Annotated in this window: 22 protein-coding genes and 1 tRNA gene; 11 read left to right on the top strand and 12 right to left on the bottom strand. The window is 57.8% G+C overall.

The genetic code is table 11. The annotated features are described in order from the left end of the window. The 3 genes from BM352_RS13830 to BM352_RS13820 are packed head-to-tail and all read left to right on the top strand — an operon-like array spanning position 1 to position 1,356. Positions 1 to 384: an NADH:ubiquinone oxidoreductase subunit NDUFA12 gene (locus BM352_RS13830; RefSeq protein ID WP_090217898.1), complete on the top strand. Its 384-nt coding sequence runs from the start codon at positions 1 to 3 to the stop codon at positions 382 to 384. A 25-nt stretch (positions 385 to 409) separates the two neighbouring features. Then, the gene (gene mlaD, locus BM352_RS13825) at positions 410 to 859 is read left to right on the top strand and encodes an outer membrane lipid asymmetry maintenance protein MlaD (protein ID WP_090217895.1); all 450 of its coding nucleotides are present in this window, start codon (positions 410 to 412) and stop codon (positions 857 to 859) included. Next, positions 856 to 1,356 (top strand): DUF2155 domain-containing protein, encoded by a 501-nt coding sequence (locus tag BM352_RS13820; protein WP_090217892.1) that lies wholly within the window; start codon positions 856 to 858, stop codon positions 1,354 to 1,356. The genes mlaD and BM352_RS13820 overlap by 4 nt, the downstream gene beginning before the upstream one ends. On the opposite strand, the gene aat is transcribed toward BM352_RS13820, so the two are convergent. The 9 genes from aat to BM352_RS13775 all read right to left on the bottom strand — a co-directional run bounded on the left by aat (position 1,262) and on the right by BM352_RS13775 (position 9,649). Beyond that, positions 1,262 to 1,900 carry a leucyl/phenylalanyl-tRNA--protein transferase gene (aat, locus tag BM352_RS13815; RefSeq protein WP_090217890.1) on the bottom strand — a complete coding sequence of 213 codons (639 nt, stop codon included), beginning with the start codon at positions 1,898 to 1,900 and terminating at the stop codon, positions 1,262 to 1,264. The genes BM352_RS13820 and aat overlap by 95 nt on opposite strands. Before the next feature lie 40 nt (positions 1,901 to 1,940). Next, on the bottom strand, positions 1,941 to 3,284 hold the full coding sequence (gene accC / locus BM352_RS13810; protein ID WP_090217887.1) for an acetyl-CoA carboxylase biotin carboxylase subunit: 1,344 nt from the start codon (positions 3,282 to 3,284) through the stop codon (positions 1,941 to 1,943). Between the two features lie 6 nt (positions 3,285 to 3,290). Then, complete coding sequence (accB, locus tag BM352_RS13805) at positions 3,291 to 3,791, bottom strand: acetyl-CoA carboxylase biotin carboxyl carrier protein (protein WP_090217884.1); 501 nt, start codon at positions 3,789 to 3,791, stop codon at positions 3,291 to 3,293. Positions 3,792 to 3,918: 127 nt separating this feature from the next. Then, the gene (locus BM352_RS13800; protein ID WP_090217881.1) at positions 3,919 to 4,254 is read right to left on the bottom strand and encodes a hypothetical protein; all 336 of its coding nucleotides are present in this window, start codon (positions 4,252 to 4,254) and stop codon (positions 3,919 to 3,921) included. Between the two features lie 138 nt (positions 4,255 to 4,392). Beyond that, positions 4,393 to 5,148 (bottom strand): ABC transporter ATP-binding protein, encoded by a 756-nt coding sequence (locus BM352_RS13795; RefSeq protein WP_090217879.1) that lies wholly within the window; start codon positions 5,146 to 5,148, stop codon positions 4,393 to 4,395. Positions 5,149 to 5,159: 11 nt separating this feature from the next. After that, entirely contained in the window at positions 5,160 to 5,918 is a 759-nt protein-coding gene (locus tag BM352_RS13790) for an ABC transporter ATP-binding protein (protein ID WP_090217876.1), read from the bottom strand. 12 nt (positions 5,919 to 5,930) lie between these two features. Continuing rightward, positions 5,931 to 7,124, bottom strand: a complete 1,194-nt coding sequence (locus tag BM352_RS13785) for a branched-chain amino acid ABC transporter permease (protein ID WP_090217873.1) — start codon at positions 7,122 to 7,124, stop codon at positions 5,931 to 5,933. Between the two features lie 4 nt (positions 7,125 to 7,128). Then, positions 7,129 to 8,160 carry a branched-chain amino acid ABC transporter permease gene (locus tag BM352_RS13780; RefSeq protein WP_090217871.1) on the bottom strand — a complete coding sequence of 344 codons (1,032 nt, stop codon included), beginning with the start codon at positions 8,158 to 8,160 and terminating at the stop codon, positions 7,129 to 7,131. Between the two features lie 130 nt (positions 8,161 to 8,290). After that, positions 8,291 to 9,649: a substrate-binding protein gene (locus BM352_RS13775; RefSeq protein ID WP_090217867.1), complete on the bottom strand. Its 1,359-nt coding sequence runs from the start codon at positions 9,647 to 9,649 to the stop codon at positions 8,291 to 8,293. 250 nt (positions 9,650 to 9,899) lie between these two features. Between BM352_RS13775 and BM352_RS13770 the strand changes: the two genes are divergently transcribed. The 5 genes from BM352_RS13770 (at position 9,900) to BM352_RS13750 (ending at position 15,819) form a co-directional block, all read left to right on the top strand. Continuing rightward, positions 9,900 to 11,228: a short-chain fatty acyl-CoA regulator family protein gene (locus BM352_RS13770; RefSeq protein ID WP_090217864.1), complete on the top strand. Its 1,329-nt coding sequence runs from the start codon at positions 9,900 to 9,902 to the stop codon at positions 11,226 to 11,228. 38 nt (positions 11,229 to 11,266) lie between these two features. Continuing rightward, positions 11,267 to 11,650 (top strand): response regulator transcription factor, encoded by a 384-nt coding sequence (locus tag BM352_RS13765; RefSeq protein WP_090217862.1) that lies wholly within the window; start codon positions 11,267 to 11,269, stop codon positions 11,648 to 11,650. 8 nt (positions 11,651 to 11,658) lie between these two features. Then, positions 11,659 to 12,009, top strand: coding sequence for a hypothetical protein (locus tag BM352_RS13760; RefSeq protein ID WP_090217859.1), 351 nt, complete (start codon positions 11,659 to 11,661; stop codon positions 12,007 to 12,009). Further along, entirely contained in the window at positions 12,009 to 14,693 is a 2,685-nt protein-coding gene (locus BM352_RS13755; protein WP_090217857.1) for an ATP-binding protein, read from the top strand. The genes BM352_RS13760 and BM352_RS13755 overlap by 1 nt, the downstream gene beginning before the upstream one ends. Before the next feature lie 97 nt (positions 14,694 to 14,790). After that, entirely contained in the window at positions 14,791 to 15,819 is a 1,029-nt protein-coding gene (locus tag BM352_RS13750) for a FliM/FliN family flagellar motor C-terminal domain-containing protein (RefSeq protein WP_090217855.1), read from the top strand. A gap of 89 nt (positions 15,820 to 15,908) precedes the next feature. On the opposite strand, the gene glnA is transcribed toward BM352_RS13750, so the two are convergent. Both glnA and BM352_RS13740 read right to left on the bottom strand, forming a co-directional pair. Then, a complete protein-coding gene (gene glnA, locus BM352_RS13745) occupies positions 15,909 to 17,315 on the bottom strand; it encodes a type I glutamate--ammonia ligase (RefSeq protein WP_090217852.1) in 1,407 nt (468 codons plus the stop codon). Positions 17,316 to 17,352: 37 nt separating this feature from the next. After that, on the bottom strand, positions 17,353 to 17,691 hold the full coding sequence (locus BM352_RS13740) for a P-II family nitrogen regulator (RefSeq protein ID WP_073139156.1): 339 nt from the start codon (positions 17,689 to 17,691) through the stop codon (positions 17,353 to 17,355). A gap of 166 nt (positions 17,692 to 17,857) precedes the next feature. On the opposite strand from BM352_RS13740, the gene BM352_RS19275 reads away from it, so the two are divergent. Both BM352_RS19275 and BM352_RS19270 read left to right on the top strand, forming a co-directional pair. After that, positions 17,858 to 18,655, top strand: a complete 798-nt coding sequence (locus BM352_RS19275; RefSeq protein WP_175500694.1) for an NAD(P)H-hydrate epimerase — start codon at positions 17,858 to 17,860, stop codon at positions 18,653 to 18,655. Further along, entirely contained in the window at positions 18,652 to 19,509 is an 858-nt protein-coding gene (locus BM352_RS19270) for an NAD(P)H-hydrate dehydratase (RefSeq protein WP_175500693.1), read from the top strand. Before BM352_RS19275 ends, BM352_RS19270 begins: the two co-directional genes overlap by 4 nt. 77 nt (positions 19,510 to 19,586) lie before the next feature. Here BM352_RS19270 and BM352_RS13730 read toward each other — a convergent pair whose 3' ends face one another. Then, positions 19,587 to 20,096, bottom strand: coding sequence for a Hint domain-containing protein (locus BM352_RS13730; protein WP_175500692.1), 510 nt, complete (start codon positions 20,094 to 20,096; stop codon positions 19,587 to 19,589). Positions 20,097 to 20,348: 252 nt separating this feature from the next. Here BM352_RS13730 and BM352_RS13725 point away from each other — a divergent pair. Then, positions 20,349 to 20,433, top strand: a tRNA-Leu gene (locus BM352_RS13725). Positions 20,434 to 20,454: the final 21 nt, after the last annotated feature.

Genomic DNA, 20,454 nt, shown 5'->3' with positions numbered 1-20,454 from the left:
ATGGGCATTCTCAACACTCTTCTTCGCGCAGTGACTTGGTGGAACGGCCAAACGCTGAACACGCAGCTTTTTACATGGCGCAAGGGCGTCAGGGTGGGCGAGGACGAAGGCGGGAACATCTTCTATCAGACCGCAGACGGCAAACGTCGTTGGGTGATCTTCAACGGAGAGGCGGAAGCGTCGCGCGTTAGTCCCGATTGGCATGGCTGGCTGCATCACACTTGGGATGAGCCACCGACCAAAGCCCCAATTGCCCATAAAACTTGGGAAAAACCGCACCAACCGAACCTGACGGGGACGACAATGGCCTACGCGCCACAAGGCTCTCTGCGACGCGCCGAGCCGAAAGTCCGTCAGGATTACGAGGCCTGGTCGCCAGAATAGCAGCGACAGTTTGCTGGGGGCTGATATGTCTGAGAACACAACTGAAGTAATCGTTGGCACGGGTGTCCTGGCCGTGGCGATCGGGTTTCTGGTCTTTGCGACCGGTGCGACCTCATTGGCAACAGGCGGTGACGCGTACCCGTTGGCGGCCAGTTTCCGGTCTGCTGAAGGCGTCAAAGTCGGCACTGATGTGCGCATGGCGGGCGTCAAAGTTGGCACCGTCACGTCACTGGATCTGAACCCACAGACCTTCCGCGCGGATGCGACCTTCACGATGAAGCAGGGGATCGAGGTCCCTGATGACAGTGCCATTTCAATCAGCTCCGAAGGTCTTCTGGGGGGGAACTTCGTAGAGGTGATCCCGGGCGGGTCGCCGTTCAATCTTGAGCCCGGTGGCGAGATTGAGGACACCCAAAGCTCGGTGTCGCTCATCACGCTTCTGATGAAGTTCGTGGCGGGGAACGACGACGAATGAAGCGCTTCATTGCGGCATTGTTGCTGTTGGCAGCGCCAGCAGCCGCGCAGACGACTATTCAGGGCGACGACACGGTGATTAGCCTAGGCAACGCGCCTGTGGCAGAGAGCAAGATGCGCCATGCGGCCTCCAGCGCGGCTCAAGCGGTTATGCGCGGCTTGGACAAGTTGGCAGGGGCCAGCGAGGATATCATCCTCACGACAGGCGAAAACACGCAGTTTGGGCCGCTCACCATCACAATGCAGGATTGCCGCTATCCCAAAGGCAACCCAAGCGGCGATGCTTTTGTCAGCTTGACGATTGTGGACAACAGCACTGGCAAGGTTGCGTTTCAAGGCTGGATGGTCGCCTCAAGCCCTGCGCTGAATGCGATGGATCACCCGCGCTATGACGTTTGGGCGATCAGGTGCAAACTTGATGACCGGACACCGTCAGTGGTTGCCGGAGAAAGTTCGCCTCGACCGATAGAGCGTCCTGAAGGGCTTGGCGGTAACTAGCACGCGGAATTTCGATGCCGCCCAGAGACGCCAGATGCGGGGTCAGGAACTGGGTGTCGAGCAAGAGAAATCCCCCGGCGTTTAGGCGTGAAACCAAATAGGCTAGTGCGATCTTCGAGGCATCTGTGCTCCGTGAGAACATCGATTCACCGAAAAACGCACCGTTGAGCGTGACGCCGTAGACGCCACCGATTAATTCCGCGCCGTCCCACACCTCAACTGAATGGGCATGCCCGGCCTCGAACAGGTCCAGATAAAGCTGGAAGATCGGACCATTGATCCAAGTCTCTTCGCGGTCTGCACAGCCCTCGATCACGCCGGCAAAGTCGCTGTCGACTTTGATCTGGTAGGGCTCGCGCAGAATGGTTTTTCGCAGACTGCGTGAGATATGGAACCCATCCAGCGGGATGATGCCGCGCAACTCCGGGTCAAGCCAGAACAGCCTGTCATCGTCGCGGCTTTCCGCCATTGGAAAGATCCCTTGGGCATACCCGCTCAGGATCAGCGCGGGCGTAAGCTCAAGGGAATGTTCATCTTTAGCCATAGACTTAGAAAAGCAGGGCTGCGCGCAAGGCGCAACTCACTTAGGTGTTTTCTTCGAGCCAATGCTCCAGCCAGTGGATGTTGTAATCACCGGTTTGGACAGCTTCTTCGGCCAGTAGGGCATGGAACAGCGGGGTCGTGGTGTCGATACCGTCCACGATCAACTCGCCCAAAGCCCGATGCAAACGTGCCAATGCGGCAGGGCGATCCGGGGCGTGCACGATCAGTTTGGCGATCAGGCTGTCGTAATAGGGAGGGATCGAATAGCCGTCATAAAGCGCCGAGTCCATCCGAACGCCAAGCCCGCCAGGGGCATGATATTGCGTGATTTTCCCGGGGCAGGGGCTGAAGTTGGGTAGCTTTTCCGCGTTGATCCGCACCTCGATCGCGTGGCCGTTAACGACGAGGTCTTCCTGCTGGAACGACATCGGCAATCCTGCGGCCACGTTGATTTGTTCGCGCACCAGATCGACGCCAAAAATGGCTTCGGTCACGGGATGCTCCACTTGAAGACGGGTGTTCATCTCGATGAAGTAGAACTCGCCGTTTTCATAGAGGAACTCGATCGTGCCTGCGCCAGCGTAGTCGATACCTGCCACCGCATCAGCGCAGATTTTGCCGATTTTTGCGCGGGTTTCAGCGTCGATTGCTGGACCGGGGGCTTCTTCGAACACCTTTTGGTGGCGGCGCTGCAAGGAGCAATCGCGCTCGCCCAAATGTACCGCGCGGCCTTTGCCGTCGCCGAATACCTGAATCTCAATGTGGCGCGGAGTGGTCAGATATTTCTCGATGTAGACTTCATCATTGCCAAAGTTGGCTTTGCCTTCGGAACGCGCAGTTTGGAAGGCGCTTTTCATGCCCTCACGGGATTCCGCGACTTTCATGCCTTTGCCGCCGCCGCCAGCAGTGGCTTTGATGATGACGGGATAGCCGATTTCGTCGCCGATGCTGTAGGCATCCTCAAGCGTGGCTACACCGCCGCCTGATCCGGGCACGCACGGAACGCCCAATTTTTTCATCGTCTCGATGGCGGTGATTTTGTCGCCCATGACGCGAATATGTTCAGCAGTCGGGCCGATGAATTTCAGACCGTGATCTTCCACAATCTGAACAAAGCCCGCGTTTTCCGAAAGAAAGCCGTAACCCGGGTGGATCGCTTCGGCGCCGGTGATTTCGCAGGCCGAGATGATGGCGGGAATAGAGAGGTAGCTTTCGGTGCTGGAGGGCGGCCCGATGCAAATTGCTTCGTCCGCCATACGCACATGCATGGCGTCACTGTCTGCGGTGGAATGCACTGCGACGGACTGGATGCCCATTTCGCGCGCGGCGCGGATCACGCGCAGGGCAATTTCGCCCCGGTTCGCGATAAGGATTTTTTTAAACATGGAGGATTACTCCACGATCATCAGCGGCGCGCCGAATTCCACTGGTGTGCCATCTTCGACCAGCACGCGTTTTACAGTGCCGGATTTGGGGGCAGGGATGTGGTTCATGGTTTTCATCGCTTCGATGATCATCACGGTTTGCCCTTCGGTCACTTTGTCGCCAACGGCGGCGAAGGGGGGCGTGCCCGGCTCGGCCTGCAAATAGCAGGTGCCTACCATAGGTGAGGTGATCGCGCCGGGATGCATCGCTGGATCGTCATTGGCGGAGGCAGCAACAGCAGACGGCGCGGCGGCAGCAGGCGCGCCCGCAACTGGCGCGGCGGCGGCCATGGGAGCGGCAGCAACAGTTTGCTGAACCACGGTAACCTGTTTGGATACGCGAACGTTCAGGCTGTCGTCTTCGCCATATTCACGCTTGACCTCAAGCTCGGTCAGGTCGTTGTCTTTCAAAACCTCGGCCAGTGCTTTCACAAAAGCGACGTCGCCGTCATGGGAGTTCTTTGCCATTTGTCTCTTCCTCGACCCGGGTGCCGTTCTTACGTCCCGGAGATAGGTCCGGTAATGCGGCTTGCTTCGACTGTTCTCCGCTTATAGGCCAAGGCTGTTTAGGTGAAAAGCCGTGAAATATCGCTTCCTAAGTGGGGTTCGGGTCCGGCAAGCTTGGGCGTGGCACCAACAGGTCGACCCTTTCCCCTATGGGGCGAGGCGGCTCGATGCCTTGCATATTGCGGAGCAGAGCTTGCAATTCATGCTCTTGGCGATCGCGAAGCGCTGAAGCCGTTGGGGTATCTGCCGGAAATAACGACGCGATTGCCGTCGCAGCCGGGGCGACGGCCTTCACCCGCGCTTGTGATGCAGGCGGTGCCAAAAGCGGGGTGTCGGGCGACTGCGCCCGAACGGCTGCTGGAGGGGTTACAGGTTTTAAAGGCAGCGGCAACACACTGTTCAGCTGCTGAGAAAGTAAAGCCATCGCAAAGGCCTTTCCAAATAGACGAGGCCCACCCAAGGCCAAGTCTGTGCCGATGCCCTAAAGCCTTTCCTAATAGCAGCCATGAAAAAAGGCGCAGTTTTAGAAAACTACGCCTTCATTCGTGTGTTTTTCGGCGCGCTAGATCGCCAGATATTCGGCCCGCAGCGCGTCATTTTCCAGCACTTCTTCGGCAGAGCCATCAAAGACCACAGAGCCCGTATCCAAGATCACCGCACGGTCGGCCAGCTTCAACGCGGCTACGGCGTTTTGCTCAACGATGATCGTTGTGATGCCTTGGTCGCGGATGATCTGCAGCGTTTTGGCAATTTCCTGCACGATAACTGGGGCAAGGCCTTCATAGGGCTCATCCAGCAGCAGCACTTTAATGTCGCGGCACAGCGCGCGTGCGATGGAAAGCATCTGCTGCTCCCCGCCAGACAGCGTGACGCCCTCTTGCTTGCGACGCTCACCTAGACGTGGGAACAGTTCGTAAACGCGCTCGATTGACCAGCCAATTGGCGGGGCGATTTGTGCGAGTTGCAGGTTCTCTTCAACGGTCAGGCCGGGGATGATGCGGCGGTCTTCCGGAACCAGGGCGATGCCCGCAGCCGATGCTTCGTGGGACGCCATGTTGTGCAGCGGTTGGTGATCCAGCCAGATCTCGCCATGCTTGAGCTGTGGGTCGCCAAGGCGGGCCAATGTGCGCAGTGTCGAGGTTTTGCCAGCGCCGTTGCGGCCCAGAAGGGCGAGGATTTCACCCTCGTGCACGTTGAAGCTGACACCTTGCACGATATAGCTTTCGCCGTAGTAGGCCTCGATGTCCCAGACGGACAGGAAGGCAGGGGCGGTGGCCGCGTTGTTGGCATTCTTGTTGAAGTCGGGTTTTACATTCATGGGGCCAATCCTCAGACTTGGGCTTCACCCAGATACGCTTCGCGCACCTTGGGATGGCCTTTGATGTTTTCAGGCGTTTCTTCAACCAGTGGCGTGCCTTGGGCCAACACTGTGATGCGCTCGGCCAGCGAGAACACAACGTGCATGTCGTGCTCGATGATGGCCATGGTGATGTCGCGCTTCTCTTTGATCTCTTTCAGCAGGTCGATCGTGTTGTTGGTGTCGGCGCGTGCCATGCCAGCGGTCGGCTCGTCGAGCAGCAGCAGTTTGGGCTCTTGGACAAGGCACATGGCCATTTCCAAGCGACGTTTGTCGCCACGTGACAAGCTTGACGCCGTCATGTTGCGTTTGTCGAGCATGCTCACGTCTTCAAGGATGGCTTCGGCCATCTCTTTAATATCGTTTTGCCCGCGGATCGCCGTCAATGCGTTGAGCTGGAACGAGCCGTCCCGTGCCGCAAAGCAGGGGATCATCACGTTTTCGAACACTGTCAATTCGGCGAAGATCTCGGGCGTTTGGAACACCCTCGAAACGCCCATTTGGTTGATCTCATGAGGCTTGCGCCCGAGCAGAGACTGTCCCTGAAAGGTGACAGAACCGGTGTCGGGGATCAGCTTGCCCACAAGGCAGTTCAGCAGGGTGGACTTGCCAGCCCCGTTGGGGCCGATGATGGCGTGGACAGTGTTTTCTGCCACGCTCAGGTTCACATCGGACAGCGCCTGCAACCCGCCAAAGCGTTTGCCGACATTTTTGATCTCTAGGATTCCCATGTCATTCGCTCCTTATTCAGCAGGGGTTGAGTCAGGTGCAGCAGGGGCGTCGTCTTTTGCCTTCTTGCCGCGGAACTTGCTGATGATTTTCTGACCACCTTCGACGAGCCCACCGGGCAGGAAGATCACGATGGCCATGAACAGCAGACCAAGCGTCAGGTGCCAGCCTTTGCCCACGAAGGGGTGGATGACCGCAATCAGGAAGTCCTCAATGCCGTCTGGCAGGAACGCGAACCACTGGTGCAGGACGGTGTCGTTGATCTTCGAGAAGATGTTCTCGAAATATTTGATGAAACCCGCACCCAAGACCGGGCCGATCAGTGTGCCTGCACCGCCGAGGATGGTCATCAGAACGACTTCACCGGACGCGGTCCACTGCATACGCTCTGCACCTGCCAGCGGGTCCATGGAGGCCATCAGACCGCCAGCAAGGCCAGCATACATGCCGGAGATTACGAACGCTGCCAATGTGTAGGGGCGAGGGTTCAGGCCGGTGTAGTTCAGGCGCGTCTGGTTGGTTTTGATCGCCTTCAGCATCAGCCCGAACGGGGAGCGGAAAATGCGGATCGCAATGTAGAACATCACAAGCATGATCACCGCACAGATGTAGTAGCCGAAGTTGAAGTCAAAGCTCCATCCGCCCAGCGACAATTTGAATGTGGACTGCATTTCCTGACCGAACAGATGCGGGATGTTTGGCAACGCGTCGGAGTGGAAATACTGCGGGTCGGAGTTGTAGACCTGCAATCCGGTTTCGCCATTGGTCAGCGGCGTCAGCACCGAATAGGCCAGCGCGAAGGACATCTGCGCAAAAGCCAAGGTCAGGATCGAGAAGTAGATGCCCGAGCGCCGCAGAGAGATGTAGCCGATCAGCAGGGCAAACAAGCCCGAGGTGATCACCGACAAAACGATGCCTGGCAGGATGTTGTAGCCCAAGAGCTTGAACATCCAAACGGCAGAGTAGGAGCCTATCCCGAGGAAGGCCGCGTGGCCAAAGGACAGGTAGCCGGTCAGACCGAACAGGATGTTGAACCCGATGGCAAAGATGCCAAAGATCACAAAGCGTTGCATCAAGTCGGGGTAACCCGCGTTGAACTGCGCCATCGCCGACCCTTCAGGGAAGGGGTTCAGGATGAAGGGGGCACACATCGTCAGAATTGCAACGATGATGAGCAGGGAGGTGTCTTTCTTTTCGAGACCTAGCATTTTCTTAGTCCTCCATCACACCCTTGCGACCCATAAGGCCACGAGGACGAACTAGCAGAATGATGATTGCAACGAGATAGATGATGATTTGGTCGATGCCCGGCAGGATTTGCTTGATTTCATTCATCGAAGAGAAGCTCTCGAGAATGCCCAGCAAGAAGCCTGCGAGAACGGCGCCGGGCAACGAGCCCATGCCGCCGACCACAACCACCACGAAGCTCAGGACAAGGAAGTCCATACCCATATGGTAATTGGGCGAGTTAATCGGCGCATACATGACCCCCGCTAGTCCTGCCACCGCGGCCGCTATCCCGAACATGATGGTAAAGCGGCGGTCGATGTTGATGCCCAGCAGCCCCACGGTTTCGCGGTCCGCCATGCCGGCGCGGACAACCATGCCGAAGGTGGTGAATTGCAGGAAGCCGAAGACGGCGGCGATAATCAGCGCGGCGAAGAAGAAGTAAACCAAGCGCCAGTAGGGGTAGATGACCACATTCGGGTCAAATCCCAGCAGCGAGCCGAAATCGAACGAGCCTTTGAACGCGTCAGGGGCAGGGGTCGGGATCGGGTTCGCACCGTAGAATTGCTTGATGACCTCTTGGATCACGATGGCGAGGCCAAAGGTCACAAGGATCTGGTCCGCGTGTGGACGCTTGTAGAAGTGCTTGATCAGGCCGCGTTCCATAATGTAGCCGACACCGATCATGATCGGGATGGCGAACAGAATGGCGAGCGGCACAGACCAGTCGATGATCGAGCTGCCCAGCTCCGGTCCGAACCAGCTTTCTATATAAGGCGTTTTGATCTTTGCAGGATTGCCAAGGAAGTCGGTCTTGGTGGGGTCAATCGTCTCGAAAGACAATGAAAGGATGCGTTGAAGAGTCACCGCACAAAAGGCACCCAGCATGAACAAGGCCCCGTGGGCAAAGTTCACCACGCCAAGCGTGCCGAAAATCAAGGTCAGACCCAAGGCGATCAACGCGTAAGCGGAGCCTTTGTCCAAGCCGTTCAAAAGTTGAAGAATGATTACGTCCATCGTTCCCGTCTCGCCTGTTGGGGTGATCTTGCCGAAACCAGTGCCGCGCGCGCGGCCCGGGAGGGCAGGGGGGTGCCGAGGCCTTCTCCCTTGGGAAGAAAAGGCCCCGGCGTCGTGTCGTTAGGTCGACTTATGCGCCTGGGTTGCAAGACCCCAGATCGCCACCGGCGAACATTGGGTGATCAACCGCGTACTCAACCTGTGCACGTGGGGTGATTTCCACGATTTCCAGAAGGTCGAACTCGGAAGTCGGGTTGTCTTTACCCTTCACGACCAGAACGTCTTTGAAGCACTGGTGGTCTTCGGCACGGTATTCGGTTGCGCCGTTGCCCAGACCATCGAACTTGAAGCCTTCGAGAGCTTCTACGATGCCACATGGGTTGAACGTGCCAGCACGCTCGGCCGCATCCGCATAGAGCATAGTTTGCACGTAGCATGTGTGCGCCGCCTGCGACGGTGGGAAGCCATACTTTTCGCCGAAGGATTTAACGAATGCTTTGGAGCCTTCGTCGGTCAGCGACCAGTGCCAGTTGGTGGAACCGAAGATGCCCTTAACGTTTTCGCCAGCACCTTTCGCCATCAGGCGGGAGTAGAGCGGAACAACGATTTCGAAGTTCTTGCCGTTTACTTGCTTTTCACGCAGGCCGAACTGAACTGCAGATGTCAGCGAGTTCACCATGTTCCCGCCGTAGTGGTTCAGAACCAGAACGTCGGCGCCGGAGTTCAGAACCGGAGCAACGTAGGATGAGAAGTCGGTTGTTGCCAGCGGTGTCAGGACGTTGTTCGCAGTCTTCCAGCCCATAGCTTCAGTCGCAGCTTGGATGGATTCTTGCTGGGTCCAGCCCCATGTGTAGTCGGCTGTCAGGTGGTAGGCGGTACGGTCGGTGCCGTAGCGGGCTTTCAGCACTGGTGCCAAAGCTGCAGCAGACATGTAGCCGTTAAAGAAGTGACGGAAGCCGTTGGCTTTCTTGTCTTTACCGGTTGTGTCGTTGGAGTGGGTCAGACCCGCCATGAAGATCACGCCAGCTTCTTGGCACAGACCTTGAACAGCAACAGCCACACCGGAGCTTGAGCCGCCAGTGATCATGATTGCGCCGTCTTTTTCGATCATCGACTTTGCCGATGCGCGGGCTGCGTCAGATTTCGTTTGCGTGTCGCCCGTGACGAATTCGACTTTCTTGCCCAAGATGCCGTTGCCTTTCAGGGCTTTGGACGAGAAAGTGTTCATCATGCCGCCGTCGCCGCCACCGTTCAGGTGCTCGACTGCCAGCTCATATGCGCGCAGCTCGTCTGCGCCTTCGTCGGCGTAAGGGCCGGACTGTGGCACGTTGAAGCCCAGAGTTACGGTGGAGCCGGTTGGCGCGTTCAGATAACCGGAGTGAGCGTCGGCCCAGACAGAGCCGTCATAGATGGTAGGCATCGCCAGTGCGCCGCCAGCCATTGCGGACGTCTTGAGCAAGCCACGACGCGTGAAGTTCGATTTGGACATAAAATCCTCCCTAAGTGATTGTGGCCTTCTCCTCCTCCGAGAAAGCCGCAGCCTGATGGTTCTCAAGCCATCGCCAGTATCAGGGACGTTACGTAAATCGCGCAACAAGCCATTGGGTTCGCTTTAAAAATTTGTAAACAAATGGACATTGCGCGTGCAGAAACTGTAAAGTAATTTTCAACGCGGCGCGGAAAGCCGCTGGATTCGTTCGGGAAATCTGACCGGAGCTTCGGAACACTAAGGAGTTGAAATGCCAAAATCTGCCCTGACCGGCTCCAGAATTCGCGAACACCGACTGATGCGGGGCTATAAGCAGGCCGACTTGGCCCGCCAGATCGGAATCTCCGCCAGCTATCTCAATCTAATCGAGCACAACCGCCGAAGAATCGGCGGCAAAACCCTGCTCGCCCTGTCGGAAGTGCTGGGAATTGACCCCTCTACCCTGAGCCAAGGAGCCGAGCGCGCGGTGGTGACGGAGCTTCAAGACGCTGCTGCCACGGATACAAATACAGCAGTGGAGCTTGACCAGATCGACGATCTTGTGGCGCGCTTTCCGGGGTGGGCGGCAAAGATTACCGCCCAACACCGTCGCCTGCGGGCACTGGAACAAACCGTGGGTGGGTTGAACGACCGCCTGACCCATGACCCAGTGCTGTCTGAAAAAATGCACGAGGTTCTGTCGACAGTGTCGGCGATCCGCTCCACCGCGTCGATCCTTGTTGCGACGCCGGACCTCGGGACCGAGTGGCAGGCGCGGTTCTACTCTAACATTGACACCGAAAGCCGACGGCTCGCGGAAAGTTCGGCGTCGATGGCGGCGCATCTGGATCATCTATCGCGCCGCGACACGGGGAGTGCCACCCCGCTGGAGGCGGTCTTCGCCGCGTTTGACGCACGGGGGCATCATTTGGTGGAACTCGAACAAGGCGGGGATCCCGAAAGCCTCACCGCCCAGATGCCAGAGCTCGACAGCGCAGAGGCCAGATCGTTGGCTTTGCATTACTTCGGGGTTTACCTCGCAGACGTTCAGGCGATGCCGCTGGAAGTCTTCGAGGCTGCTGCGCATGAAGTGCGATTTGATCCCGCAGCGTTGGCGGTGCAGTTTGGTGTGCCATTGCAAGCGGCCTTCCGCCGCCTCGCGAGCCTTCAGCGGAGTGCAACCATTCCCGACATCGGTTTGGTCAGCTGCGATGCTTCTGGGGCCTTGCTGGTGCGCAAATCGCCATCGGGACTGGCCTTACCCTGGTTTGGGGCAGGGTGCCCGCTTTGGCCCTTATATGCTGCGTTGAATGCGCCGGGCGTGCCGATCCGACGGAACATCGAAAGCGAGGACGGCACGCAGTTCACCGCGATGGCTTTGGCGCATCCGGCGGGGCCGCTCCGCTTTGATCGCGCCCCGGTCTACCAGTCCATCATGTTGCTGGTCGCGCACGATCGAAACGCGTCGGGCACGCCCCTTTCCGTGGGCAGTTCTTGTCGCGTTTGTGCCCGAGACGGGTGCGATGCCCGTCGAGAACCGACCGTTTTGACGCGTGGTTTAAACAACGGCGTTTTGACAAGCGGTGGAAATCCCGTCTAATTGGGGCACACGGCCAAACTTGGGGAGGGGTACGGCTCATGTCGAAGTCCGTTTTGCTCGTCGAAGATGAGCCGAACATCATTGAGGCCATAAGCTTCCTTCTGGAACGTGACGGCTGGACGGTGCGCATTCATTCGGAGGGGGCTGACGCAGTTGACGCTGTTGCGCGGGTCAAACCGGATGTGCTGGTGCTGGATGTGATGCTCCCCGGTCGCAGCGGTTTCGACATCTTGCGAGACTTGCGCAACGCGGCCGAGACCAAGAACCTTCCTATTTTGATGCTCACAGCGCGTGGGCAAACCAAAGACAGGGAACTGGCGGAAAGCTACGGAGTGAGCCATTTCATGACCAAGCCGTTTTCGAATGAAGAGATGCTTGGCAAAGTGCGCGAACTCTACGCCGCATCCGCGCCGAAGGCCTAAGCTACGCGATGCCTGATTCCGACGAGCCAAAAGGGCAGGGTCGCCGCCGCATCAGGCTGAGCGCTACCAGCCCCAATTCCCGCACTCTATTTCTGGAACGACGCGTCTACCAACGCCGCCGCCTGATTGACGCTGCAAAGTTGTTGCCTTTTGCGGGGCTGTTTTTGTTTGTTGTCCCAGCGTTGATCCTTGGTACGCCCGGGTCAGACAACGCAGCGGGGAGCACATCGCTTCGGCTGATCTACTTCTTTTTTGTCTGGATCTGTCTGATTGCCACCTGCGCCACGATTGCGCGAGGACTGTTTGGGGCCGATTTCCCGAACGATGGCAAACCGGACGATGACGAGGCGTCACGCTGATGGTGAGCTTCAACGTCCTCATCACGGTCGCCGTGATTTACACCATGGTGCTGTTCGGGGTGGCGTTCTACGCGGATCAGCGGGCGCAGCGCGGGCCGTCACGGTGGCTGCGATCTCCTTGGACCTACACGCTTTCGCTAAGCGTGTATTGCACCGCGTGGACGTTTTATGGCGCGGTCGGCAACGCCGCGCGGTCAGGTTTGGAATATTTAACCATCTATTTGGGCCCCACCGTGGTGTTTCTGGCATGGTGGTGGTTGCTGCGAAAGCTGGTGCGGATTGGCAAAGCAGAGCGAATTACCTCGATCGCCGACATGATTTCCAGCCGCTACGGCAAATCCCCAGCTATCGCAGTCATAGTAACCGTGCTCGCCATCGCGGGAACGACGCCTTATATCGCGCTGCAATTGCAGTCCGTGACATTGTCCGTGGCCGTATTTTCGGAATTTCCCGTGTCAGCCGGCGGCGGCTCCGATCTGAATGCTACCGCGTTCTGGCTGTCTGCGGGCTTGGCGTTGTTCACCATTTTCTTCGGTACGCGCAACCTAGACGCGAATGAGCGACACCACGGTGTGGTGACCGCCATCGCGCTGGAAGCCATCGTGAAGCTGGTGGCGCTGCTGGCGGTCGGGATTTTTGTGGTCTGGGGGGCGTCCGGGGGGCTGGCGGATACGCTGCGCGCGATTGAGGCTAGCCCTGTTGCGCGTTGGCAGCCCAGCCCAAGCCGCTGGACGTCGATGATTTTCGTATCGGCGGCGGCGGTGATCTGCTTGCCGCGGATGTTTCAGGTTCTGGTGGTCGAGAACTCGGACGAGCGGCATTTGCGAACCGCTGCATGGGCCTTTCCCGCCTACTTGATGGCGATGAGCCTCTTCGTGCTGCCCATCGCTGTTGTCGGGCTTGCCGTTATGCCCGAAGGTTCCAACCCTGACTTGTTCGTTCTGACCCTTCCGTTGGAATTGGGCCAAGAGGGGTTGGCACTACTGGCATTTTTGGGCGGGTTCTCCTCGGCAACGTCCATGGTGATCGTCGCCTCCATCGCGCTTGCGACGATGGTGTCGAACCATATCGTTGTGCCTATCTGGCTGAACACCCGCTCTACCGGCGCATCGATGTTTGGGGATATGCGTCAGGTGGTGTTGTTGTCGCGGCGCGTCTCAATCGCAGCGGTTTTGGGGCTGGGCTACACCTATTACCGCACCACAGGTGGTTCTGCCGCGCTGTCCGCGATCGGTCTGGTGAGTTTTGCGGGCGTGGCGCAGGTTATTCCAGCCCTGCTTGGCGGATTGTTCTGGCGCGGTGCGACCCGCCGCGGCGCGATTGCGGGGCTGGTCGTCGGGTTCGGGCTGTGGGTTTACACGCTATTCATGCCCGCGATCGGTGTGTTCCCTGCCGCGATGTTGTTGGAAGGTCCGTTTGGTGCGGGCTTGCTGCGGCCTCAGGCCTTGGCGGGGCTAACCGGGATGGACCCGCTGGTCCACTCCATTTTCTGGTCCATCTCGCTTAATACATTGTCGTTTGTCATCGTATCGCTCGTGTCTTTCCCGACGCCGATGGAGCGTCTTCAGGGTGCGGGCTTTGTGAACGTGTTCGAACGCGGGGACGGTGCAGTTGCCCCGTCCGGCGGCCAAGCCGAGACAGAAGATTTTCTGGTGATGGCGCAGCGCTTGCTGGGTGCGCGAGAGGCACAGACATTGTTTCAACGCGAAGCCACACGTCAGGGAAAGGCCGGTTACTTGCCAGATCCGACGCCGGATTTCATATCTCTGCTGGAACGCGAGCTGGCAGGCTCGGTTGGTGGGGCAACGGCACATGCGATGATCGCCCAGATCAACGGGCAAGCCTCGATTTCGGTGCGTGACCTTCTGGCGGTGGCCGACGAGAGTGCGCAGATGCTGGAATATTCCAGCCAGCTCGAGACCCAGTCGCGCGAGCTGGAGCAAACCGCCCGCAAGCTTAGGGAAGCCAACGCCAAACTCACGGCACTATCTGTTCAAAAGGACGCCTTTCTGAGCCAAGTCAGCCACGAGTTGCGCACGCCGATGACGTCAATCCGGTCGTTCTCCGAATTCCTGATGGAAGGCGGCATGGATGAGCAAGCACAGGGTCGCTATGCCGGTATCATTCATGAGGAAAGCATCCGCCTGACCCGCTTGCTCGATGACTTGCTGGACCTGAGTGTTTTGGAAAGCGGCCAGATCGTGCTGAACCGACAATCTGCCGTTTTACGCGATCTTTTGGACCGCGCCGTCTCGTCAGCGGGGTTGGAGACTTTGAAGCCTGATTCTCTGAAAGTTCTACGCAGCGGCGAGGGTGAGGAGGCATTTCTGGAAACCGACACCGACCGGCTGACGCAGGTGTTTATTAATCTGATTTCCAACGCGCAAAAATACTGCGTGGCCGAAGCGCCGCAGTTGCGGATCGCCGTGTCCAAAACGCAAGGCAGCTTGGATATCGACTTTATCGACAACGGTCAGGGGATCGCGCCCAAAGATGCGTCTGTGATCTTCGAGAAATTCGCCCGCCTGAGCGATCAGGCCTCTGCGGGAAGTGCGGGGTTGGGGTTGGCCATCAGCCGCGAGATTATGCACCGGTTGGGCGGAACGCTGGATTACTTGCCAGGGCAGGGTGGCGCTGCGTTTCGGGTGCACCTGCCGCTTTCGGTCGCAGTACGCACCGACTGATAAAAATCCACGCTTAAACTTGTCTGGGTTAATCAATTGGCAGGACCTTGTGGTCAATTCTGCCAAGGAACTAAACAAGAACAGATAGGCCGCAACCGTGACCGGACCCAATACCGCCTTGGCGCTGATGGTGCGCCCAAGAAAACCGACACGCGGCACGAGCCACATTCTGTTGGAGGATATCGCGGACACCTTGTTCCGTGGTCCGGCCAAGACAACTCAGGGCATAGATCTTTTGGTGAAGGCGGCTGAGGCGCAGTGCTTTTCTCAGGCCAACGCCGTTGCATGCATCCCCGATGTCGCGGTGCCCCATCTGTTAGAAGGGCCTGACGGAGCGACAGGGTTGATCGTTTTCGATGGTATTCTGGTCGACGCTTTAATCGAGCAGCAGACCTTGGGGCGCATTTCGGCAGCGCCACGTGTGGATCGTCCGGTGACGGCAATCGACGCGGCGTTGAGCACTGCGTTCGCGTCTGCAGTGGTCGCCAAACTGGCGCAGGTTTGCGCTGACCGCAGAGACGCCAGTGCGTTGGCAGGATTTTCTTGCGGCGCACCGCAAACCGACCGTGCTGCGCTTAGTCTGGCGTTGTCGGACAGGGCGTATGATGTGTTGCAACTTTCTGTCGACTTGGGACCCGGTATCAAGTCAGGGCGGGCGCTTTTGATGTTTCCCGCGGTGGTGACCGTCGCGCAGCCAAAGCCGAAAAGGGTAAACCCTGCAATGGTTGCGATCCTTCAGGATAGCCCGCTTAAACTGGAGGCATTCTTGCCGTCAATTCGACTGCCGGTTTCAACGCTATTGGGATTGGAAACGGACTCGGTAATTTCCCTGCCCAACGATATTCTGACTCGCGCTCAACTGCGCGACAGCCGCAACACGACTTTGGGCAAAGGGCGCTTGGGCCAGTTGAATGGACGACGAGCGTTGCGTCTGGAAACGCCTCATGCGGATCGGGGTAAACTTCCCGTCAGCGCGGCTTCCGATCTGCACATTGATGATTTGGCTGCGACTGGGGCTGATGCTTTGCTTTGCGACGACGCTAAATTAGCGCCAAGCGAAGCGAGCCTGAACGAGCGGGAGATGCCTTCCTCTGAGCCCAAGGAATTGACAGAACAGCCTCACTAGCGCGGCAGAGGTCTCTGGCGTCTTTTCGTGATCGCCAAAAGAAAAAGGCACCCGAAGCGGGTGCCTTTTCCGATAGATTGGCGCTAATCTTAGCAGCTGTAGTACAGCTTGTATTCGATTGGGTGCGGTGTGTGCTCGTAGGCATAAACCTCTTCCCACTTCAGCTCCATATAGCCTTCGATCTGCGACTTGGTGAATACGTCACCAGCCAGCAGGAACTCGTGATCTTCTTCCAGAGCTTGCAGAGCTTCGCGCAGGCTGCCGCACACTGTTGGGATGCCGGCCAGTTCTTCTGGTGGAAGATCGTAGAGGTCTTTGTCGGACGATGGGCCCGGATCGATTTTGTTTTTGATGCCGTCGAGGCCAGCCATCAGAAGGGCTGCGAAGCACAGGTAGGGGTTCGCCGCTGGATCCGGGAAGCGGGCTTCTACGCGCTTGGCCTTGGGGGATTCGGCCCATGGGATACGCACGCAGCCGGAGCGGTTGCGAGCAGAGTAGGCGCGCAGAACCGGAGCCTCAAACCCTGGGATCAGGCGCTTGTAGGAGTTGGTCGACGGGTTGGTGATCGCATTCAGCGCTTTCGCGTGCTTCAGGATGCCACCGATGAAGTACAGGGCTTCCTGAGACAGGTCAGCGTATTTGTCGCCGGAAAACAGTGGCTTGCCGTCTTTGAAGATCGACATGTTCACGTGCATACCGGTGCCGTTGTCACCTGCGATTGGCTTCGGCATGAAGGTTGCCGACTTGCCGTAGGCGTGGGCCACGTTGTGGATCACGTATTTGTACTTTTGCAGCTCGTCCGCTTGGTGCGTCAGCGAGCCAAAGATCAGGCCCAGCTCGTGCTGGCAGGACGCCACTTCGTGGTGGTGCTTGTCGACCTTCATGCCCATGCGCTTCATCGTGGACAGCATTTCCGCACGCAGGTCTTGTGCCGCGTCGGTTGGGTTCACAGGGAAGTAGCCGCCCTTGATGCCAGGACGGTGGCCCATGTTGCCCATTTCGTACTCGGTGTCGGAGTTCCAAGCCGCGTCTTGCGCGTCAACTTCGAAGGACACTTTGTTCATCTGGACCGAGAAGCGAACATCGTCGAACAGGAAGAATTCAGCTTCTGGACCCCAGTAGGAGACGTCACCGATGCCGGAGGTTTTCAGATAAGCTTCAGCCTTCTCTGCGGTGCCACGCGGGTCGCGGTCATAAGGCTCCATGGTGTCGGGCTCGACAACAGAGCAGTGAACGCAGATGGTTTTTTCAGCGTAGAAGGGATCCATATACGCGGATTTCGCGTCTGGCATCAGCTTCATGTCGGACTGGTCGATAGACTTCCAACCCGCGATGGAGGAGCCGTCAAACATGAAGCCCTCTTCCAAGAAATCCTCGTCCACCAAATCGGCGACGACGGTCACGTGCTGCAGCTTGCCGCGTGGGTCGGTGAAACGAATGTCGACGTATTCGACACCCTCGTCCTTGATGGTCTTCAGCAGATCTTTGTTGCTCATCTGACCGTTCCTCTTCTGTCAGTTAAGATAGTGTTAGTTACAATGCGTCGTCGCCAGCTTCGCCAGTCCGGATACGAATGGCTTGCTCTACGGTGGAGACAAAGATTTTGCCGTCACCGATCTTGTCTGTTTTGGCTGCTTCGATGATCGCTTCTATGGCGCCATCTAGCTGGTCATCAGCCAGCACAACCTCGATTTTTACTTTAGGCAGGAAGTCCACAACATATTCCGCACCGCGATAAAGCTCTGTGTGGCCTTTCTGACGACCGAAGCCTTTGACTTCGGTAACGGAGAGGCCTTGAATGCCAAGCTCCTGTAGCGCTTCTTTCACTTCGTCCAGTTTGAACGGCTTAATGATCGCTTCAATCTTTTTCATCGCAGATCGACTCCCTTTGCTCGTCTGTTCGGGTCAGACCACTTTCATTTCCCACGCACAATTGGCAGGGTTGCCGAAAGCAGGTCGCCATGGGTGATTGACTACGCCATGCTTAAATTTTGTGCAAACTGATTAATATGAAGTCGAAAAGTGAAAAGACGGCAAAATGAACACTGCTACCACCCTCACCAGTGACCAGATGCGCGCCTTGGAACAGGCCGCGATTTCATCAGGCGACGCCACTGGGCTTGAACTGATGGAGCGCGCGGGCAGGGGCGTTGTGGAGGCGATTTTTGAGGAATGGCCTGAGTTGGAGCACGCATTTGCTCCAGAGGTTTGGGATGAGACACATGAAGTTCATTGGGGCGACCTATCGATTTGGGCAAAACGTGCCGTAGTTTTTTGCGGGCCGGGCAATAACGGGGGCGACGGATTTGTCGTCGCTCGGCTCCTACGTGAATTGAAGTGGGAGGTCAGTGTATTTTTCTACGGTGATGCGGAACGGCTCGGACCAGATGCGCGTCGGAACTATGATTTATGGGTTGGCGAAAGCAGATGCTACGATCTAGGGTTTCCAAACCTCAACCCAGCTGATGCGGACGAGTTCCTGAAGAGGACGGATAGCCTCACGGGAACGCCTCTAATCGTTGACGCTTTGCTTGGCATCGGACTTAGTCGTCCGTTGGAGGCGTTCCAACCAATCTTCGAGAATATTGAGCACTTTGGTTTTTTGCGTTTTGGCGAGACCCCCATTCGTGCGCCAAGATGTGTCGCGATTGACATCCCCAGTGGGTTGAACAGCGATACTGGCGAGGCACCAATATGCGATCCGATCACATCTCTTTACTTTCTTGCAGTTCATGCTGACCTGACTGTGACGTTTCATAGCAAGAAAATTGGGCACGAGTCGGAGCACGCGAAGGTTCTTTGTGGGAACATTATCGTAAAGGATATCGGCCTATGACTCTGCTCGCCATCAAGCCGGAACAGCTGCTGACCCTGCGCAAGCGCGCTGACCAGCACAAGTTTGACCATGGCTCGGTGTTGGTACTGTCTGGTCCTGCGACCCGCACGGGAGCGGCGCGGCTGGCGGCGATGGCGGCGCTTCGCGTCGGGGCAGGGGTGGTGACGGTCGGCGCGCCGCAGGATGCGTTGCCGGAATGTGCTGCGCAGTTGACGGGGATCATGCTGCGTGAGGTCTCGGAAGCGTTGGACTTGTCGCTGATCTTGGCCGAAGACCAAAGGATCAACGCGATGTGTATCGGGCCTGGCTTCGGATTGGAGGCTGCGAACGGTGCTACCCTGCGTGCGGCACTCGCCACGCAGCGCGCGGTGGTGCTAGATGCGGACGCATTGACCTTGATGGCGCAGGACCGCGAATTGTTCACCCAATTGCATGAGCAGTGCGTGTTAACGCCACATGCGGGAGAGTTCCGACGGCTGTTTCCAGGCTTGGGCGAGGATGACGTGCCGTTCGATCTCAATGAAAAGAAAGACGCCACGATGCGCGCGGCGGATCTGTCGGGTTCTGTGGTGCTTTATAAAGGGGCGCTGACCACCATCGCGGCCCCCGGATGTCCAGTAGCTGTCATGGACACCACGTCCGAGCCAAAGGCAGCATGGTTGGCTACGGCGGGGGCGGGCGATGTGCTTGCGGGCCTCATTGCGGGCCTGCTGGCGAGGGGCAACTCACCAGCGGAGGCCGCTGAGCTAGGCGCGCTGTTGCATGCCCTGGCCGCGAAACTGGCGGGGCCTGGGCTCATCGCCGAGGATTTGCCGAAGCAAATCCCGGTGCTCTATCGCGAATTGGGTGTGTAGGTGTTGGCGGTGTGGGGCCCCTTGTTAAGCGGGGCCCCGCTGCCAATGCGGTGTAGCGGTGCGGTGGTCGGTCGGCCTTAGGCGGCTTCGCGGACCTTGTGGCTGCCTTCGGCTGTCTCTGCCGTGAAGTCGGAGATCACCTCAACGCCGTCTGCGTAGAAGATTTCTTCGCCGTCGAAGCGCAGCTGGTACACGTCGTGCAAAGCCAGCTCTTCCTCTTCGGCAATGTATTTGCCATCTACCATCGTGCTGATGTTGACGATGACCATGTCGCGGCCAAAGAGCATCTCGGCGCGCCAGTCGCGAACCATGACCTCTTGGTCAGGGGCCATGAGCATGTCAGCGTTAGGACGCGAGAAGCCCAGCGTGCCCTGGCCGACGCGGATAGGGCGCATCATGTGACGCTCTACGCGCAACTCTTGCAGTGTGCGCATTCCGTTGCGGGTGATAATGCGGTCGCCGACTTCAAGGCCGGCAATCGGCATGTAGCCGCGCATCGTCAGTACCTGGGCGCCGCCCAGAAGGCCGGTCAGCTTGGTGTTGGTTTCAATTCCCCCACCGAAAGTCTTGTGCATGTTGGCAGACATGTGTTCGCTCCGTGTTATTGGTTGCGTCTTTCGATGGTTAATTAATGCAAAGCAAATAAGGCAGAAAATGGACATGACCCTGTCGAGTCCAAGGCCATGTCGGGATGAATCAGAGGCAACTGGGGCATAAGGTCTGGGTTGCCTTACCTTTTGGTGGCGAATTGAGTGATTTTCGTCTCGCATCCTCTGACGGGCTTTGCTACATGGGCGCGAAGCAGGCTTAGGGGGCGACTCTCAAGCCTACAGAGATATGCGGGTGTGGCGGAATTGGTAGACGCACCAGATTTAGGTTCTGGCGCCGCAAGGCGTGGGGGTTCGAGTCCCTTCACCCGCACCATTATATATAAGGACGACTAAT

This window comes from Litoreibacter janthinus (assembly GCF_900111945.1).
GTDB classification, from domain to species: Bacteria; Pseudomonadota; Alphaproteobacteria; order Rhodobacterales; family Rhodobacteraceae; genus Litoreibacter; species Litoreibacter janthinus.
This window is presented reverse-complemented; position numbering and strand designations above follow the sequence as displayed.

Coding starts and splice junctions, on each gene's coding strand:
- glnA (WP_090217852.1), bottom strand. CDS start 17,315: ATGAGCAACAAAGATCTGCTGAAGACCATCAAGGACGAGGGTGTCGAA.
- BM352_RS13770 (WP_090217864.1), top strand. CDS start 9,900: ATGCCAAAATCTGCCCTGACCGGCTCCAGAATTCGCGAACACCGACTG.
- BM352_RS13760 (WP_090217859.1), top strand. CDS start 11,659: ATGCCTGATTCCGACGAGCCAAAAGGGCAGGGTCGCCGCCGCATCAGG.
- BM352_RS13765 (WP_090217862.1), top strand. CDS start 11,267: ATGTCGAAGTCCGTTTTGCTCGTCGAAGATGAGCCGAACATCATTGAG.
- mlaD (WP_090217895.1), top strand. CDS start 410: ATGTCTGAGAACACAACTGAAGTAATCGTTGGCACGGGTGTCCTGGCC.
- BM352_RS13775 (WP_090217867.1), bottom strand. CDS start 9,649: ATGTCCAAATCGAACTTCACGCGTCGTGGCTTGCTCAAGACGTCCGCA.
- BM352_RS13790 (WP_090217876.1), bottom strand. CDS start 5,918: ATGGGAATCCTAGAGATCAAAAATGTCGGCAAACGCTTTGGCGGGTTG.
- BM352_RS13795 (WP_090217879.1), bottom strand. CDS start 5,148: ATGAATGTAAAACCCGACTTCAACAAGAATGCCAACAACGCGGCCACC.
- BM352_RS13820 (WP_090217892.1), top strand. CDS start 856: ATGAAGCGCTTCATTGCGGCATTGTTGCTGTTGGCAGCGCCAGCAGCC.
- BM352_RS13785 (WP_090217873.1), bottom strand. CDS start 7,124: ATGCTAGGTCTCGAAAAGAAAGACACCTCCCTGCTCATCATCGTTGCA.
- accC (WP_090217887.1), bottom strand. CDS start 3,284: ATGTTTAAAAAAATCCTTATCGCGAACCGGGGCGAAATTGCCCTGCGC.
- BM352_RS19270 (WP_175500693.1), top strand. CDS start 18,652: ATGACTCTGCTCGCCATCAAGCCGGAACAGCTGCTGACCCTGCGCAAG.
- BM352_RS19275 (WP_175500694.1), top strand. CDS start 17,858: ATGAACACTGCTACCACCCTCACCAGTGACCAGATGCGCGCCTTGGAA.
- aat (WP_090217890.1), bottom strand. CDS start 1,900: ATGGCTAAAGATGAACATTCCCTTGAGCTTACGCCCGCGCTGATCCTG.
- BM352_RS13730 (WP_175500692.1), bottom strand. CDS start 20,096: ATGTCTGCCAACATGCACAAGACTTTCGGTGGGGGAATTGAAACCAAC.
- BM352_RS13830 (WP_090217898.1), top strand. CDS start 1: ATGGGCATTCTCAACACTCTTCTTCGCGCAGTGACTTGGTGGAACGGC.
- BM352_RS13800 (WP_090217881.1), bottom strand. CDS start 4,254: ATGGCTTTACTTTCTCAGCAGCTGAACAGTGTGTTGCCGCTGCCTTTA.
- BM352_RS13740 (WP_073139156.1), bottom strand. CDS start 17,691: ATGAAAAAGATTGAAGCGATCATTAAGCCGTTCAAACTGGACGAAGTG.
- BM352_RS13755 (WP_090217857.1), top strand. CDS start 12,009: ATGGTGAGCTTCAACGTCCTCATCACGGTCGCCGTGATTTACACCATG.
- accB (WP_090217884.1), bottom strand. CDS start 3,791: ATGGCAAAGAACTCCCATGACGGCGACGTCGCTTTTGTGAAAGCACTG.
- BM352_RS13780 (WP_090217871.1), bottom strand. CDS start 8,160: ATGGACGTAATCATTCTTCAACTTTTGAACGGCTTGGACAAAGGCTCC.